This window comes from Nostoc sp. CHAB 5715 (assembly GCF_020829685.1).
Classification (GTDB): Bacteria; Cyanobacteriota; Cyanobacteriia; order Cyanobacteriales; family Nostocaceae; genus Nostoc.
The window spans coordinates 1-15652 of sequence record NZ_JAIVFR010000035.1 but is presented as its reverse complement, the minus strand read 5'-3'; the positions used below and the strand labels follow the sequence as shown (position 1 = coordinate 15652).

Here is a 15652-nt window from a genome sequence, read left to right as displayed (position 1 = left end):
GTTTTAGCCAGGATAATCGTCTATTTTTTGTGTGCAAAGTTGCTACAACTGATGATGATGGTGATAGTGATGGGATTCCGTCACCTGATGGAGTTCCAAAGGAACGGTTAAGTTTTAGTGATTTTGTTGCAGATGATGAAGTTATTGCTCGTCGCCAGCTTTTATATTTGACTCCTCCTCCAACATCTCTATGTACCACAGAATATGCTTTTAATCTCCAACTAGCACTTCATTATTTAGATAAAGAAGGGAAAAGATCAAGTGTTACAGAATCAGGTTATTTACAAATTGATAATGTTGTATTTAAGCAATTAAACGAACACACTAGCGGTTATCAAAAAGTTGATGCATCTGGTTATCAAATATTGTTAAATTATAGTTCTCTCCCTTCTGTTGAAAAAATTGCCGAGCAAGTTAGTTTGAGAGATGTGTTAGATGAAAAAATACCATTAGAATCAATTCAATCACTTAGAGACCGTGTTATTCTTATTGGTCTTTCTGCCCCTACCAACACCAACGATTATTGGAAGACACCATTCAGTTCTAGTGCAAAGCAGAAGCAAAAGCAGATACCGGGGGTGTTCGTACAAGCACAGATGCTAAGTCAAATTCTCAGTGCAGTTTTAGACCGCAGACCCTTGTTGTGGTGGTGGTCTGGATGGATAGAGACAGTTTGGATATGGGTATGGTCATTATTAGGAGGTATTATAGCGTGGTATTATTCCAAACCTCTGCACCTGGGACTAGCGGTGATAGCAATACTTTTAACACTATTTGGCTTATGTTTTGGCATTTTTATACTGGCTGGATGGGTGCCACTTATCCCCCCAGTATTAGCAGTGTTAACTACCCAAGTAATTGTAATTTCATGGTTTAGACGTTCTCATCTTGATAAAAGAAGAAAATTAAATTTTAATCATGATTAGAAAAAAATTACTAATCCAAAGAATTCAAGGGACTTGCACAATTTCTTTGCTAATTATTAGTGCAACAAGTCATTTGCAATCAGTGCAGGCACAACTGACTAATTCGATTCAAAACCCTGTAAAAAATTCGCATTTCCAATCTTTTCAGCAACCGACATTGCCCAGAAACGGCGCACCTACAGGTCGGCGCAAAGCAGGGGCTGGGCGTAATCCTGAGTGTCCTAAGTCCCTGGCGAGTCTTACTGCTTTAGTTCCTGGTAATGGAGGAAAATCAGTCTTGGCATCAACAGTTGCAGAAAATCCAACTTTTTGGTTTTATGTTCCTGAACTACCAGAGACTGCCCGTTCCGCAGAATTCGTGCTACAAGCGCTCTCTGGTAAAGATGTAGAGAATGTTTATCGAACACCTCTTACTCTGTCTGGAAAACGTGGTATTATTAGCATTACTCCACCACAACCGCAATACTCCTTAAAAGCAAATAAAAAATATCACTGGTACTTTCATATTTATTGTGGTGATGTGGGAAAAACATCTGACAATTTTTATGTAGATGGGTTTGTGCAAAGGCAGGTGCTGACTCAGGCTCTTGATAGTCAATTAAAGACAGCAAAGCCAAGGGAGTACATTGCTTATAGTGCTAATAATATTTGGTACGATGCCCTAACTAATTTAGGTCAACTGCGCCATGCAAATTCGCAGAATGCAACTCTTAATAAAGATTGGGTTGACCTATTAAATGCCATTGGCTTACAAGATATTGCTAAAGAGCCAATTGTACAGCATTACAACGAGTGAAAACTGACAAAATCAGACGAGTAATCGGGTGGGTACAATGTTAGGGATAACTCAAGATTGGCGATATTGGTATTGTAGTTTGGCGATGGGCAGCGTTTTGATTGCTTCTTCGCAAGAGCATGTTTTCGCTCAAATTGCTCCAGATGGCACTTTGCCTAATTAGGACTTACGCACGCTCTACGAATTCTTGGCGTTCTTGGCGTCTTGGCGGTTCGATAAATTAAGCCTTTCGGCGATTTTTGCGTAAGTCCTGCTAATAATTCCAGTGTCACAAGAGATGGAAACACTTTCAATATCACTGAAGGAACGCAAGCAGGCAAAAATTTATTTCACAGCTTTAGTGAGTTTTCTGTTCCTATTGGTGGTACTGCTTCTTTTAATAATGCTGTAGATATTCAAAATATTATTAGTCGAGTAACAGGTGGATCTGTATCTAATATTGATGGAATAATCAGCACTAAGGGCGCAGCTAACCTGTTTCTAATAAATCCCAACGGGATTATTTTTGGTCAGGGTGCCCAATTGAATATTGGTGGTTCTTTTGTTGCGACTACAGCGAATGCACTGCAATTTGGCAATCAAGGTTTTTTTAGTGCCTCCAATCCAGAAAGTTCTTTATCTCTGCTAACAGTCAATCCTTCTGCCTTACTGTTTAATCAAATAAAAACCGCATCTATTCAAAATAACTCAATTGCTCCTTCCGGTTTAAATCCATCTTCTGAATTTATAGCAAGAGGTTTGCGCGTACCAGATGGCAAGAGTTTGCTATTGGTAGGCGGCAATATCAATATGGATGGTGGCAATTTGTATGCTTTTGGTGGACGAGTCGAGTTAGGTGGGTTAGCAGGTGCGGGAACGGTTGGGTTGAATGAGAATGGTAATAACCTGAGTTTGAGTTTTCCCGATAGTGTAGAAAAAAGTGATGTAACACTAAGCAATGGTGCAGGAATAAGAGTTACTGCTGGTAATGGTGGAAGTATCGCGGTTAATGCCCAGAATTTAGAGATGACAGGAAGGAGTTTCCTGTTTGCAGGAATAGATGGTGCGCTGGCTTCTGAGAATAGTAAGGCAGGAAATATTGAAGTTAATGCAACTGGAGTAATTAATCTTGACAATAATAGCTTGATTGCTAATGAGGTGCAACCAGAAGCAGCTGGACAGGGAGGCGATATCAATATCAGCACTGGAACCTTACGAATTGAGAGTGGAGCGCAGGTAGGTACTGGTACATTTGGTGCAGGCAAGGGAGGAAATTTAAACGTTGATGCCCAAGATGTGCAAATTATTGGGGAAAGTGCTGATGGTGGATTTTCCAGTGGCTTGTATGCTTCTGCAGAACCAGGCTCAACAGGGGATGCGGGTGATTTGACTATTAAAACTAATACTCTGCTACTCAAAGATGGGGCAGCTGTAAGTGCTGCTACCTTTAGTAAGGGCAAGGGAGGAAATTTAAGTGTTGATGCCCAAGATATTCAATTCATTGGTCGATCAGCAGATGATCAGTTTCCCAGTGCCTTGACTGCTTCCGCAGGGCGAAACTCAACAGGGGATGCAGGGGATTTGACGATTAAAACTAATTCCTTGCTCGTGCAAGATGGGGCACAGGTGACTACTAGTACCTTTAGTGAGGGCAAGGGAGGAAATTTAAGCGTTGATGCCCAAGATATTCAACTCATTGGTGGATCAGCAGATGGTCAGTATGCTAGTGCCTTGGGTGCTTCCGCAGAGTCAAACTTAACAGGGGATGCAGGGAATTTGACGATTAAAACTAATTCCTTGCTCGTGCAAGATGGGGCACAGATTAGTGCTGGTACATGGGGTGAGGGCAAGGGAGGAAATTTAAACGTTGATGCCCAAAATATTCAACTCATTGGTGGTCAGTTTCGCAGTGGCTTATTTGTTTCCGCCGCACAGCCAAACTCTACGGGGGATGCAGGGGATTTGACGATTAAAACTAATTTCTTACTCGTGCGAGATGGGGCACAGGTGAGTACTAGTACCTTTAGTGAGGGCAAGGGAGGAAATTTAAGCGTTGATGCCCAAAATATTCAACTCATTGGTGGATCAGCAAATGGTCCGTTTCGCAGTCTCTTGAGTGCTTCCGCACAGCCAAACTCAACAGGGGATGCAGGGGATTTGACGATTAAAACTAATTCCTTGTTCGTGCAAGATGGGGCACAGGTGAATGCTTCTACCTTTAGTAAGGGCAAGGCAGGAAATTTAAGCGTTGATGCCCAAAATATTCAACTCATTGGTGGATCAGCAGATGGTCAGTTTCCCAGTGGCTTATTTGCTTCCGCACAGCCAAACTCAACAGGGGATGCAGGGGATTTGACGATTAAAACTAATTCCTTGCTCGTGCAAGATGGAGCAAGGTTAGCTGTGAACAGTTTCGGAACAGGAACCGCAGGGAATATGACATTAACTGCTCGCTCTATTCGCTTAAACAATAACGCTTTGCTCACCGCCAACACACGCAGTAATAAAGTTGTCCCAAATAGGCAACAAGCGACAATCAATATTAACTCAGAAAATTTAATCATGAGCCGCAACAGCAACATCTTTACCAACGCTACTGGAGAAAACGTTATTGGCGGTGATATCAACATTGACACCGATTTCCTTATTGCTTTCGGAAATAGCGACATCAGTGCCAATTCTGCTAACTTCCTTGGCGGAAGAGTGCGAATCAACGCTTTTGGTATTTTTGGTGCACAGTTCCAAGATACGCAATCAGAGCGCACAAGTGACATTACCGCTACTGGAGCAAGTCCTGAGCTTAATGGCACTGTAGAACTTAATACACCTGGTACTGACCCCAACAGTGGCTTGGTTGAGTTGCCAACAGTACCAGTTGACACCCAACTAGCCCAAGGCTGCTATAGTCCAGGTTACGCCCAAAACCGATTTGTGATCACCGGACGTGGCGGTTTACCACCCAGTCCCAAAGACATTCTCACTCCAGATGCAACCCAAATAGATTGGGTGCCTTTTAAACTCAGCAATAACAACCGTTCCCTACCACCTGTTACTAATAAACCAACAACTAAACCAACGACCTCCACTCCTCAACGCATTGTTGAAGCCACAGGTGCAGTACTAAACGCCAAAGGACAAATAGTCCTCAGTGCTAATTCATCTAATACTACTCCTCATACTTCCAGACAGAACGCAATTCAATGTCATGGTAGCTAAAATTACTCCAACTCTTGCAGCATCCTGCTTGCTTATATTACTCAGTAGCCTAGCAACTACACCCGGTAAAGCGCAGACAGTCAATCGCGTACAACTACTCCAAAACAATTCTCCCTCGCTCCCACAACTCCCACCACCGCAGGATGTCCAACCACCTCCGCCCAGAATACCAACAACACCCTCTCCACCACAGCAACTACCCCCTCCATCCGAACTATTCCAACCTGATCAACCAGTTCCCATACCAGATGAACCACTCCCTGAAACATCACAAATCTTTACTGTTAAACAATTTGAAGTTATTGGCAGTACAGTATTCAGCCAAGAAAAGTTTAATCAAATACTAGAATGCAGTCAAAAAAACCTGACATACAGGTTGAGGCAGAAAACCGAGTGTTTTACAAATCGACCAATTACATTTACAGACTTATTAGAAATTCGCTCTAAAATTACTGAACTTTATATTCAAGAAGGGTACGTTACTTCTGGAGCTTATATTACTGAACAAACTCTTACTGATGGCGTTGTTCAAATCCAAGTAATTGAAGGTAAATTAGAGGATATCCAGATAACTGGAACTAGGCGACTCAACCCAAATTATATCCGTAGCCGTATAGCTTTAGGGGCATCCACTCCTTTAAATCAAAAACGCCTACTAGAATCCCTGCAATTATTGCAACTCAATCCTTTAATTCAAAACTTGTCCGCTGAATTATCTGCTGGCTCACGTCCTGGCTCTAATTTGTTGGCTATCAAAGTAACAGAGGCGGATACATTTAATGTAGAAACAGTATTTGACAATGGTCGTTCCCCTAGTGTTGGTAGCTTCCGACGGCAACTGCAAGTTAACGAAGCCAACTTACTAGGATTTGGAGATAGTATCTCGTTAGCATACAGTAATACTGACGGTAGTAATACCATAGATGCCAGCTACAGCTTGCCTCTCAATCCCCGCAATGGCACTCTCACCTTCAGCTATGGCAATACATCAGCCGATATTATTGAACGTCCTTTTAATACACTAGAGATTGAATCAGCTTCCCAATATTACGAACTCACATTCCGCCAGCCGCTAGTGCAAACTCCCAATCAAGAATTCGCTCTAGGAGTCACGGCTTCTCGCAGAGAGACTGATATTTCCTCTTCTGTGTTTGAACAGGAGGATGCTCCCCTTTCTCTACTTTCACCGGGGGCTGATGCAGAAGGAAACACGAGTGTTTCTGCGTTGCGATTTTTTCAAGAATGGACTCTTCGTAATAGCCAAGAAGTAATTGCGGCTCGTTCTCAATTTAGTCTGGGAACTGGTGCATTTAATGCCACAATCAACAATACCGAACCTGACAGCCGCTTTTTCGCTTGGCGAGGACAAGCACAATGGGTACGTCTGTTAGCTCCTGATACTTTGTTGTTAATTCGTGGCGATGTACAACTAGCTTCTACAACGCTTTTAGCTTCAGAACAATTTGGTCTAGGTGGTATAAGTAGTGTACGGGGCTATCGTCAAGATTTACTGTTAGCAAATAATGGCGCTCTTGCTTCTGTTGAGTTACGGCTACCAATTGTGCGTATACCACAATGGGATGGAGTTATGCAAGTTACCCCGTTTGTTGACGTTGGCACTGCTTGGAATAATTCGTCGAGTATAGATGAAAATAATACTAACACTAACACTCTAGCTTCTGTTGGTTTGGGTTTGCGTTGGTTACAGGGCAATAACTTTAATGCTGGTGTTGAGTGGGGTATTCCTTTAGTTTCTGTTGATACTCAAGGTAATACATGGCAAGAGAATGGGCTGTATTTTTTTGTACAATATAATCCGTTTTAACCTTACACAAAGGAGCTAATGCGTTGCGTGGAAAATATCCGATTTACAAGAACTATTGCCATGTTGTAGCTACAACTTCATCCAAAGCCACACATAGTACTACATGGTTTTTATAATTAATTATCATGAACAAATACAAAATAAATTTTGTAATTTATATGAAGTTTTTTAAGTACTTGCTATTATCATTGTTGACTATATTTTTCTGTGTATTTTCATCTGTTATTTTCGATTATTCTATTCTTTTAACAGCAGCCTTTGCCAAATCTAAAGTTTTATATTTTCCTGTTGTAGCAACAAAACCTGCTGTTAACCAAACCCAAATTTTTAGTTTAGTGCAGCAAAGCCAAGCACTTTATGAAGGGGGAGAGTTTACAGAAGCAGTACAACTTCTAAAAAAAGCAGCAGACGAATTTAAAGCTACTAATAATGTATTGAATGAAGCTATAGCTTTGACTAACCTTTCCTTAGCGTATCAGCAGTTAGGACAATGGCAACAAGCGAATGAAGTCATCTCACAAACTATTAAATTATTACAAAGTCTAGAAGATTCAGATTCTTCACAAGAGCGAGCCTCCGCAGGAGGAGCTGCGCTAACGCAAGTCTTTGCTCAAGCTTTAGATGTTCGAGGTGGGCTGGAGTTAGCACAGGGGCAAACTGAAGTAGCCCTAAGTACTTGGCAATCAGCAGCTAAAATTTATCAGCATTTAGATGATATATCAGCGCTAACTCGCAATCACATTAATCAAGCCCAAGCAATGCAAGCTTTGGGAAATTATCTCCAAGCAGATCACACTTTAACCTCACTACGAGAAAATCTGCAAAAACAAGCAGATTCTCCTGTTAAAGCTAGAGGATTGTATAGTTTAGGCAATGTATTGCGAAGTTTGGGCTATTTAAGCGATTCCCACAAAATCCTAGAAGAAAGTTATTCTGTGGCTGGGAAAGTGGGAAGTGCGATCGCTCAAAGTAATGCTTTACTGAGTTTAGGTAATACAGCCCGCGCTCAAATCTACGCTCAACTGAGTTTAGGGAACTCAAGCAGTGCTAAGGATTATGCTCAAACAGCAATCCAATACTATCAACAAGCAGTGCAGATTGGAGCTGCGATACCCACTGTGCGGCTCCAGGCTCAACTGAATTTATTAAGACTATTGGTAGAGCAAGAGGAATTTAGCACAGCAAAGGCATTATTGCCGCAAATTCAGTCTCAGATAGACAATTTGCCTCCAAGTCGCACGGCTGTTAACTATCGGATTAACTTTGCCCAAAGTTTGAGCAAAATGAGACAAAACTCAGTTGAGCCAAAAGATGTTGCTAAAATGCTAGCGCAAGCTGTGCAAGTGGCTAAGAGTTTAAAAGATCAACGAACCGAATCTTATGCCCTTGGTATTCTTGGCGAACTGTACGAACAAACCGGACAGTTATCTGATGCTAAAAGTCTTACACAACAGGCTTTGGTAGAAGCTGAGTCCATTGATGCCCAAGACATTGCTTATCAATGGCATTGGCAGATGGGACGAATACTGCAAAAGCAATCCAATATCCCGGCAGCAACACAAGCTTATAATCGAGCTTATAACGCTCTCAAGTCTCTTCGTAACGATTTAGTTGCAATTAATCCTGACGTACAATTTTCTTTCCGCGAAAGTATAGAACCTGTATATCGACAGTACGTTGATTTACTGTTGCAACTTCAAGAAAACCCGATTCAAAAGCCAGATAATCTCGTTCAAGCCCGACAGGTAATCGAATCTCTCCAATTAGCAGAATTAGATAACTTTTTTCGTTCGCCCTGTTTGGTACCAAGAGTTGACCTTGATCAATTAGTTGAAAAGGAAATATCCACAGCTGTTATCTATCCAATTATTTTAGATAACCGACTAGAAATTATTACTCGCTTACCAGGGCAAGATACAATCTACCGTAAAACAACTAAAGTCCCTAAAGATGTATTAGAAAAAGCTGTAGAACAACTACAGAAAGATTTGCCCGTTGCTAGCCGAGAGCCTGATGTTAAGCAGCTCTCACAACAGTTATATGACTGGTTAATTAAACCTATTGAATCAGATTTTGCAAACAAAGGTATAACTTCCCTAGTGTTTGTGCTGGATGGTTCTTTGCGGAATATCCCAATGGCGATTCTTTATGATCAACAACAGCAGAAATATCTGATAGAAAAGTATGCTATTTCTTTGATGCCTGGACTACAACTCCTTGCTCCTAAATCTTTAAACAACGTGTGGCTAAACGTTTTAATTGCTGGGGTTGAGCAAGAACGCTTGATTGAAGGTAAATCTTTTTCGGAACTTTCAAATGTTACACAGGAATTAAAACAAGTTCAATTTGAAGTTAAATCAAGTAAACAACTTTTAAATCAAGAGTTCACGAAAACTAATCTGCAAAACCAAATTCAGTCTACTCCTTTCTCAATAGTGCATCTAGCTACTCATGGGCAATTTAGCTCAGATATTGAACAAACCTATATTCTTACCTGGGATAGCTTACTAAAGGTTAGGGAGCTAGATAGTTTATTACGGGCTAGAGGTGAAAGCCGACCCGAAACAATTGAATTACTTGTCCTCAGTGCTTGTAAAACCGCCACAGGAGATAAACGAGCTGCTTTAGGACTAGCTGGAGTTGCGGTACGAGCAGGCGCACGTAGTACATTAGCTACTTTGTGGACAATAGATGATGAGTCTACTAGTGAATTTATGGGTGAATTATATCGGCAATTGGATGCTGGAGCCACTAAAGCTCAAGCTCTGCAACGCGCTCAACTTGCAATTCTAGCGAAAGAAAATCGCCCATATTTTTGGGCACCTTATGTTCTTCTGGGTAATTGGTTGTAATTATTTAACAATAAAGAATGTAGAGTTTAAGAGTTAAAATTGGTGAATTTGCCTTTTAGCGATTAGTGAGCGTAACTGTTTTATGAGAAGAATTCAGAACTCAGGAGCGGAGCAAGGAAAGCTCCGCCTCCGGTCAGAAAAAAGCCATGAATTCTGTACGAGTGGGTGATGAATATTGGTTAAAACCTCGCCCGAGGTTAAGCGAAACTAAAATAAATATTTTTCGTAATCAAAACTGTATCCCGCAAGTGGCGTAGAGTTTTCTGAATTCTGAATTCTGTCTTCTGACTCCTTTTTATTGTAGGAATAAAAACGGTTGTATCTAAAGTTATTAAGCATTGCCGATCGCTCTTTTAAAATAACTTTGCGATTTACTAAAATTACAAAAATCTACACCTCTATCTTAAAGAGCAAAAAATACACCTAACTTAGAAACTCTTGTAAGTAATTAGCAGGTTTTGCATAAAACCTGTACTTGTAAAATTGAAAAATATGCAGGTGTTAACTTGATTTCCCTTACTCGTGGTTTACTGAAAAATGAGTATATCTTTTACAAAGCTTAGGAGGATGCGATGTTTGGCATGACTACTCCTTATTTTTTGGGAATGGCGATCGGAAGTGCGATCGCTTTCGGGGCAAATTGTGCTTCTGCTCAGATTACCCCTGATAGCACTTTGCCTAATAATTCCATCGTTACAACAGATGGCAGCACCCTCAATATTACTGGAGGAACGCAAGCAGGAAAAAACTTGTTTCATAGCTTTAGCGAGTTTTCTGTTCCTAATGGTGGTACTGCTTCCTTCAATAATGCTATTGATATTGGGAATATTATTAGCCGAGTAACGGGTGGGTCGGTTTCTAATATTGATGGATTAATTAAAGCTAATGGTACAGCTAACTTATTTTTGATAAATCCCAATGGCATTATTTTTGGTCAGGGTGCGAGGCTGGATATCGGTGGTTCTTTTGTAGCGACTACAGCATCTGCAATTGGATTTGGTGATCAAGGTTTTTTTAGTGCTGAAAATCCAGAAAGTTCTTCATCTCTGCTAACGGTCAATCCTTCAGCTTTACTATTTAATCAAATCAAAACCGCATCTATCGAAAATAACTCAGTTGCAACGGGTTTGCGCGTACCAGATGGCAATAGTTTGCTGTTGGTAGGCGGTGATATCAATATGGATGGTGGAGGATTGCTTGCTTTTGGTGGGCGAGTTGATTTAGGTGGGTTAAAAGGTACAGGAACTATCGGGTTAAATTCGTATGGCAATAATCTAAGTTTAAGTTTTCCCGATAGTGTAGAAAGAAGCGATGTTTTACTGAGCAGAGGCTCTTTTGTATATGTGGTTGCCGGAGATGGTGGAAGTATCGCGGTTAATGCCCAGAATTTAAAGATGACAGGAAGGAGTTTCCTGTTTGCAGGAATAGATGGTGCGCTGGCTTCTGAGAATAGTAAGGCAGGAAATATTGAAGTTAATGCAACTGGAGTAATTAATCTTGACAATAATAGCTCCATTGCTAATCAGGTGCGACCAGAAGCAGCTGGACAGGGAGGCGATATCAATATCAGCACTAGAACCTTACGAATTGAGAGTGGAGCTTTTGTAACTACTAGTATATTTGGTGCGGGCAAGAGTGGAAATTTAAGCGTTGATGCCCAAGATGTGCAAATTATTGGGAGAAGTGCTGATGGTAGGTTTGCCAGTGGCTTATTTGCTTCCGCACAGCGCAACTCAACAGGGGATGCAGGTGATTTGACAATTAAAACTAATACTCTGCTAATCAAAGATGGGGCGAAGGTATTTACTGGTACATGGGGTGGAGGCAAGGGAGGAAATTTAAGTGTTGATGCCCAAGACGTGCAACTGATTGGTACAAGTGCTGATAGTAGGTTTGCCAGTGGCTTGTTTGCTGACTCACAATCAGACTCAACAGGGGATGCGGGTGATTTGACAATTAAAACTAATACTCTGCTAATCAAAGATGGGGCACAGGTATTTACTGGTACATGGGGTGGAGGCAAGGGAGGAAATTTAAGTGTTGATGCCCAAGATGTGCAAATTGTTGGCACAAGTGCTGATAGTAGGTTTGCCAGTGGCTTGTTTGCTGACTCACAATCAGACTCAACAGGGGATGCGGGTGATTTGACAATTAAAACTAATACTTTGCTACTCAAAGATGGGGCGCAGGTAATTACTGGTACAAGGGGTGAAGGCAAGGGAGGAAATTTAAATGTTGATGCCCAAGATGTGCAAATTATTGGGAGAAGTGCTTATAATAGTAGAGTTGCCAGTGGCCTGCTTGCTGCCGCAGCACCAAACTCAACAGGGGATGCAGGTGATTTGACAATTAAAACTAATACTCTGCTACTCAAAGATGGAGCGCAGGTAAATGCTGGTACATGGGGTGGAGGCAAGGGAGGAAATTTAAGTGTTGATGCCCAAGATGTACAAATTATTGGCACAAGTGCTGATAGTGAGTTTATCAGTGGCTTGTTTGCTTCCGCACAACCAAACTCAACAGGGGATGCAGGTGATTTGACAATTAAAACTAATACTTTATTAGTGCAAGATGGATCTGAAATAAACGTGCAGAGTTCGGGAATAGGAACCGCAGGTATCATGACATTAAATGCCCGCTCTATCCGTTTAAACAATAATGCCGTACTTCGTGGTAACACACAAAGTGCTAGATTTGACCCAAGTAGGGAGCAAGCGACAATTAACATTAACTCAGAAAGTTTAATCATGAGTCGCAATAGCAACATCATAACTAACGCCACGGGCAAAGACGTTATTGGCGGCAACATCAACATTGACACCGATTTCCTTATTGCTTTCGGAAATAGCGACATCAGTGCCAATTCGGATAACTTTCGTGGTGGAAGAGTGCAAATCAATGCCTCTGGCATCTTTGGTACACAATTCCGAGATGTTGCATCTAATAGCACAAGTGACATTACCGCTACTGGAGCAAGTCCTGAGCTTAATGGTACTGTCGAACTGAATACACCTGGTATCGACCCCAACAGTGGCTTGGTTGAATTGCCAACAATACCAGTTGACACCCAGGTAGCCCAAGGTTGTTACAGTCCTGGTTACGCCCAAAACCGATTTGTGATCACCGGACGTGGCGGTTTACCAGCCAACCCCAAAGACATTCTCACTCCAGATGCAACCCAAATAGATTGGGTGTCTTTTAAACCCAGCAATAACAACCGTTCCCTACCACCTGTTACTAATAAACCAACAACCTCCACTCCCAAACGCATTGTTGAAGCCACAGGTGCAGTACTAAACGCCAAAGGACAAATAGTCCTCAGTGCTAATTCATCCACCGCTACTCCTCATACTTCCAGACAGAACCCAATCCAATGTCATGGTAGCTAAAATTACTCCAACTTTTGCAGCATCCTGCTTGCTTATATTACTCAGTAGCCTGGCAACTACACCCAGTAAGGCGCAGACAGTCAATCGCGTACAACTACTCCAAAACCTTCCTTTATAGTTGCCTCGCTTGCATTTGTGCGATGGTAAGCCAGCATTTTCACTCCTTTGTATGTTTAGTGTCTTCTCAATCACATTTAATTAAGCCAGTTTCTAAGTAATCGCACAGAATTATTTACACATGAGTTTCCAGTCTGGATAAGGATTTCATACCTTAATTTTGTGTAATTAATTTTGTTTAACTACTTAGCACAATCTCGACACCTACCCTTAATTTTTGATTTTATAAGAAGAATTCAGAACTCAGGAGTCAGAATTCAGTATGAATTCTGTACGAGTGGGTAATGAATATTGGTTAAAACCTCGCCCCTGGTGGGCGAAACTAGTATTAAATATTCAACAATAATTAAAGATCATCAGCCCCAAAGCGTCGGCTGAAACCCTGATTATTTCGTCAACTTACAAAAGTTTTCGATCTACTGAAATTCTCATTTGCCACATTTTGACAACCAATGGTTGTCAAATTTTCGTAAACACCAGCTGCGGCAATCAAATAATTTGATTGTTGCCGACTATGCCCAAAGCGATGGCTGCGCCAACGCCAAGGGCGAACGCGGCAGTATTCTTCAAAGGTTTTATGCGTGGAGCGATAAAGCCGTCTGTCCCTCAATTCCGTCAGCGCTTTCCCTGCCTCAAAAAACGCTCTTTCCACACGGCGCTCTAGGTAAATGCGATCGCGCTGTTCTTCCTCTGTCAACTCTGGAACTTCAACAGCACTAACCGTAATTGTTGCTGAACCTGGGTTTACTTGCCCAGACATATCTTCATTTGCAGAGTCAGGGGGTGTTTTTGAATCATCAGAAGCGGCAGAGGTGGATTTTTTACGCTTGAGGGGTGGGTTGTTCATGCATCCACCTTTTTTGGTTCAGTGGCATTGGCTCAAAATCGATCACAGATAGATTTTCGGTGTGCTAACTTGGAGCGATCGCTTCTTTGGAAGAACTAAAGCTAGGGTCAGAGGATTAATAGGCTGGAGGTCAAGCATTTTCAGACTCCAGTTCCGCCTGTACTAGTTCATCAAAAGTACAGTTATAGAAGGAGGTAGAGCATTAAATTCCTCTTGATTTAACCCTTTTGGGCATCTTTTAGGCTTATACCAAGTAACAAGTTTGTCACTGTCACCGATAATTTTGCCTTTTCGCAAGGTTGTTGCACGAGATTGGTGTTTGCGAAATACAGCATCACAATCAAGTTGTTTAATAGCAAACATATCAGCATAAGCGCAAAACGCTCTATCCCCTAAAAGCACATCATTGGGTTTGAGAAAACTATACAGTTTTCTTGCTAATTTAATATCGTGGGTGTTCAGGACATCGATGCACAAAGCAACGGCTGTCTGTTGTAGTTGCTCAAAGTAACTATCTATTGCTTTGAGTACTTGTTCTTTTTCATCTTCGTTGAGACTATCCTGTGCCAACAAATGTTGGAGTCTGGGGTTATCTCCTACCGTCTGACGATTAATTTGAATATTCAGAGGGGCTAATTCCTGAGCAATGTGAATTAAATCGGTGTGGAGAGTTCCATTTTCTAGTTTGAGAACTGCCATTTTTGACCTCCAGTAAAATAGTTAGAATAAGGCTTTTGAGGCATAAGGAACTTCCAACTAAAAAAATATCCTATCGCTGTGTAAACAGAGGAGAAGGCTTGCCGTGAGCGACTCGTGCCGAGCAAAGCCGAGGTAAGCCGAACGGGTGCAGGGGGCAGGGGAAGAAATGGTATTAGGTAATTTCTATTGTGAGCGCGGTGAAACTTCTGCATTCAACCAATTGACAAAACCCTGATTAACTGCTGTCGGAGAAATTTCGGCGAAAAAATTAGTATAAGTAATATGCTCTTGAATAAGTTTTTCGATTTCTAAAGCATAACCATCTTGAGTTTTGATAATTAAAACAACTTCTGGTTCTTCAGTAATTTCTCCTTGCCAACTATAAGCACAAGTAATCGGGAACCAATTGACACAAACTGCTAACTTACATTCTAGTAATGCCCGACCAATTTGACGCGCTTCGTCTGTATTATTTAAAGTTACATAGTAGATTTTCATAAAAGTTTCCGACTTACAATTAGAGTGAGAAAACACGCCCTAATCCCTCTTGATGGGCTACTGTTGCTTGCAAATGGGGGAAATGAGTATCTAGAGCTTCCACAGATGCCCACTTCTCTACAAAAGTAAAGTTATTTTATCTCGTTATGCCAGTATATTGACTCTGTTCTATCGATTGAGGCAGCAGTCGTGACTATTACTTTGAAGTTTTGGGCTTACCTACTAACAGGATTCAGTAGGGTTGCTTTCGGATGCCATTGAGTCGTGTGTGAATCTTTTTGCAGGGGGAGTCAAGAGAAAATTTTATGTCTTATGTTTGCTCAGTTCGTCAAATAATTACTTTAATTTATGGTTTTGACAATTAAGAGTATTTGATTTTATTAGAAAGTCGCAATATGTTGAAGATATATCTACGGTTTTCGTATTCAAAGCAAATTTTCACTAAGAAATGATGCTTTCACAAAAGAAGAAACTTATGAAACCTGGGAAAATTATTTTAATCGTCTTG

9 protein-coding genes and 1 pseudogene are annotated in these 15652 nt (G+C 41.3%); 7 read left to right on the top strand and 3 right to left on the bottom strand.

The features are described from left to right. The 7 genes from LC574_RS03660 to LC574_RS03635 all read left to right on the top strand — a co-directional run. Nucleotides 1-926 (top strand): CHASE2 domain-containing protein (locus LC574_RS03660; protein WP_229451542.1); only part of this gene is annotated, 926 nt, incomplete at its 5' end. Continuing rightward, nucleotides 919-1722, top strand: coding sequence for a DUF928 domain-containing protein (locus LC574_RS03655; RefSeq protein ID WP_229451541.1), 804 nt, complete (start codon nt 919-921; stop codon nt 1720-1722). The genes LC574_RS03660 and LC574_RS03655, both read left to right, overlap by 8 nt. Nucleotides 1723-1759: 37 nt before the next feature. Continuing rightward, nucleotides 1760-1885 (top strand): hypothetical protein, encoded by a 126-nt coding sequence (locus LC574_RS37740; protein WP_267871394.1) that lies wholly within the window; start codon nt 1760-1762, stop codon nt 1883-1885. 56 nt (nt 1886-1941) lie between these two features. After that, the gene (locus LC574_RS03650) at nt 1942-4917 is read left to right on the top strand and encodes a filamentous hemagglutinin N-terminal domain-containing protein (protein ID WP_368736666.1); all 2976 of its coding nucleotides are present in this window, start codon (nt 1942-1944) and stop codon (nt 4915-4917) included. Beyond that, on the top strand, nt 4907-6742 hold the full coding sequence (locus LC574_RS03645) for a ShlB/FhaC/HecB family hemolysin secretion/activation protein (protein WP_229451539.1): 1836 nt from the start codon (nt 4907-4909) through the stop codon (nt 6740-6742). Before LC574_RS03650 ends, LC574_RS03645 begins: the two co-directional genes overlap by 11 nt. A 158-nt stretch (nt 6743-6900) precedes the next feature. Then, on the top strand, nt 6901-9594 hold the full coding sequence (locus LC574_RS03640) for a CHAT domain-containing protein (protein WP_229451538.1): 2694 nt from the start codon (nt 6901-6903) through the stop codon (nt 9592-9594). 581 nt (nt 9595-10175) lie between these two features. Then, complete coding sequence (locus LC574_RS03635) at nt 10176-12983, top strand: filamentous hemagglutinin N-terminal domain-containing protein (protein WP_229451537.1); 2808 nt, start codon at nt 10176-10178, stop codon at nt 12981-12983. Between the two features lie 577 nt (nt 12984-13560). Here the strand turns inward: LC574_RS03635 and LC574_RS03630 are convergent. From LC574_RS03630 to cutA, 3 genes and pseudogenes are all read right to left on the bottom strand, one after another. Next, nucleotides 13561-13947: pseudogene (locus tag LC574_RS03630) on the bottom strand (hypothetical protein); the annotation flags it as partial. Nucleotides 13948-14109: 162 nt separating this feature from the next. Continuing rightward, entirely contained in the window at nt 14110-14646 is a 537-nt protein-coding gene (locus tag LC574_RS03625) for a hypothetical protein (RefSeq protein WP_229451536.1), read from the bottom strand. A gap of 183 nt (nt 14647-14829) precedes the next feature. Continuing rightward, entirely contained in the window at nt 14830-15144 is a 315-nt protein-coding gene (cutA, locus tag LC574_RS03620) for a divalent-cation tolerance protein CutA (RefSeq protein WP_229451535.1), read from the bottom strand. Nucleotides 15145-15652 lie beyond the last annotated feature (508 nt).

What these genes read in the sequence shown, in the direction of transcription:
- cutA (WP_229451535.1), bottom strand. Translation starts at nt 15,144, where the DNA reads ATGAAAATCTACTATGTAACTTTAAATAATACAGACGAAGCGCGTCAA.
- LC574_RS03635 (WP_229451537.1), top strand. Translation starts at nt 10,176, where the DNA reads ATGACTACTCCTTATTTTTTGGGAATGGCGATCGGAAGTGCGATCGCT.
- LC574_RS03655 (WP_229451541.1), top strand. Translation starts at nt 919, where the DNA reads ATGATTAGAAAAAAATTACTAATCCAAAGAATTCAAGGGACTTGCACA.
- LC574_RS03645 (WP_229451539.1), top strand. Translation starts at nt 4,907, where the DNA reads ATGGTAGCTAAAATTACTCCAACTCTTGCAGCATCCTGCTTGCTTATA.
- LC574_RS03640 (WP_229451538.1), top strand. Translation starts at nt 6,901, where the DNA reads ATGAAGTTTTTTAAGTACTTGCTATTATCATTGTTGACTATATTTTTC.
- LC574_RS37740 (WP_267871394.1), top strand. Translation starts at nt 1,760, where the DNA reads ATGTTAGGGATAACTCAAGATTGGCGATATTGGTATTGTAGTTTGGCG.
- LC574_RS03625 (WP_229451536.1), bottom strand. Translation starts at nt 14,646, where the DNA reads ATGGCAGTTCTCAAACTAGAAAATGGAACTCTCCACACCGATTTAATT.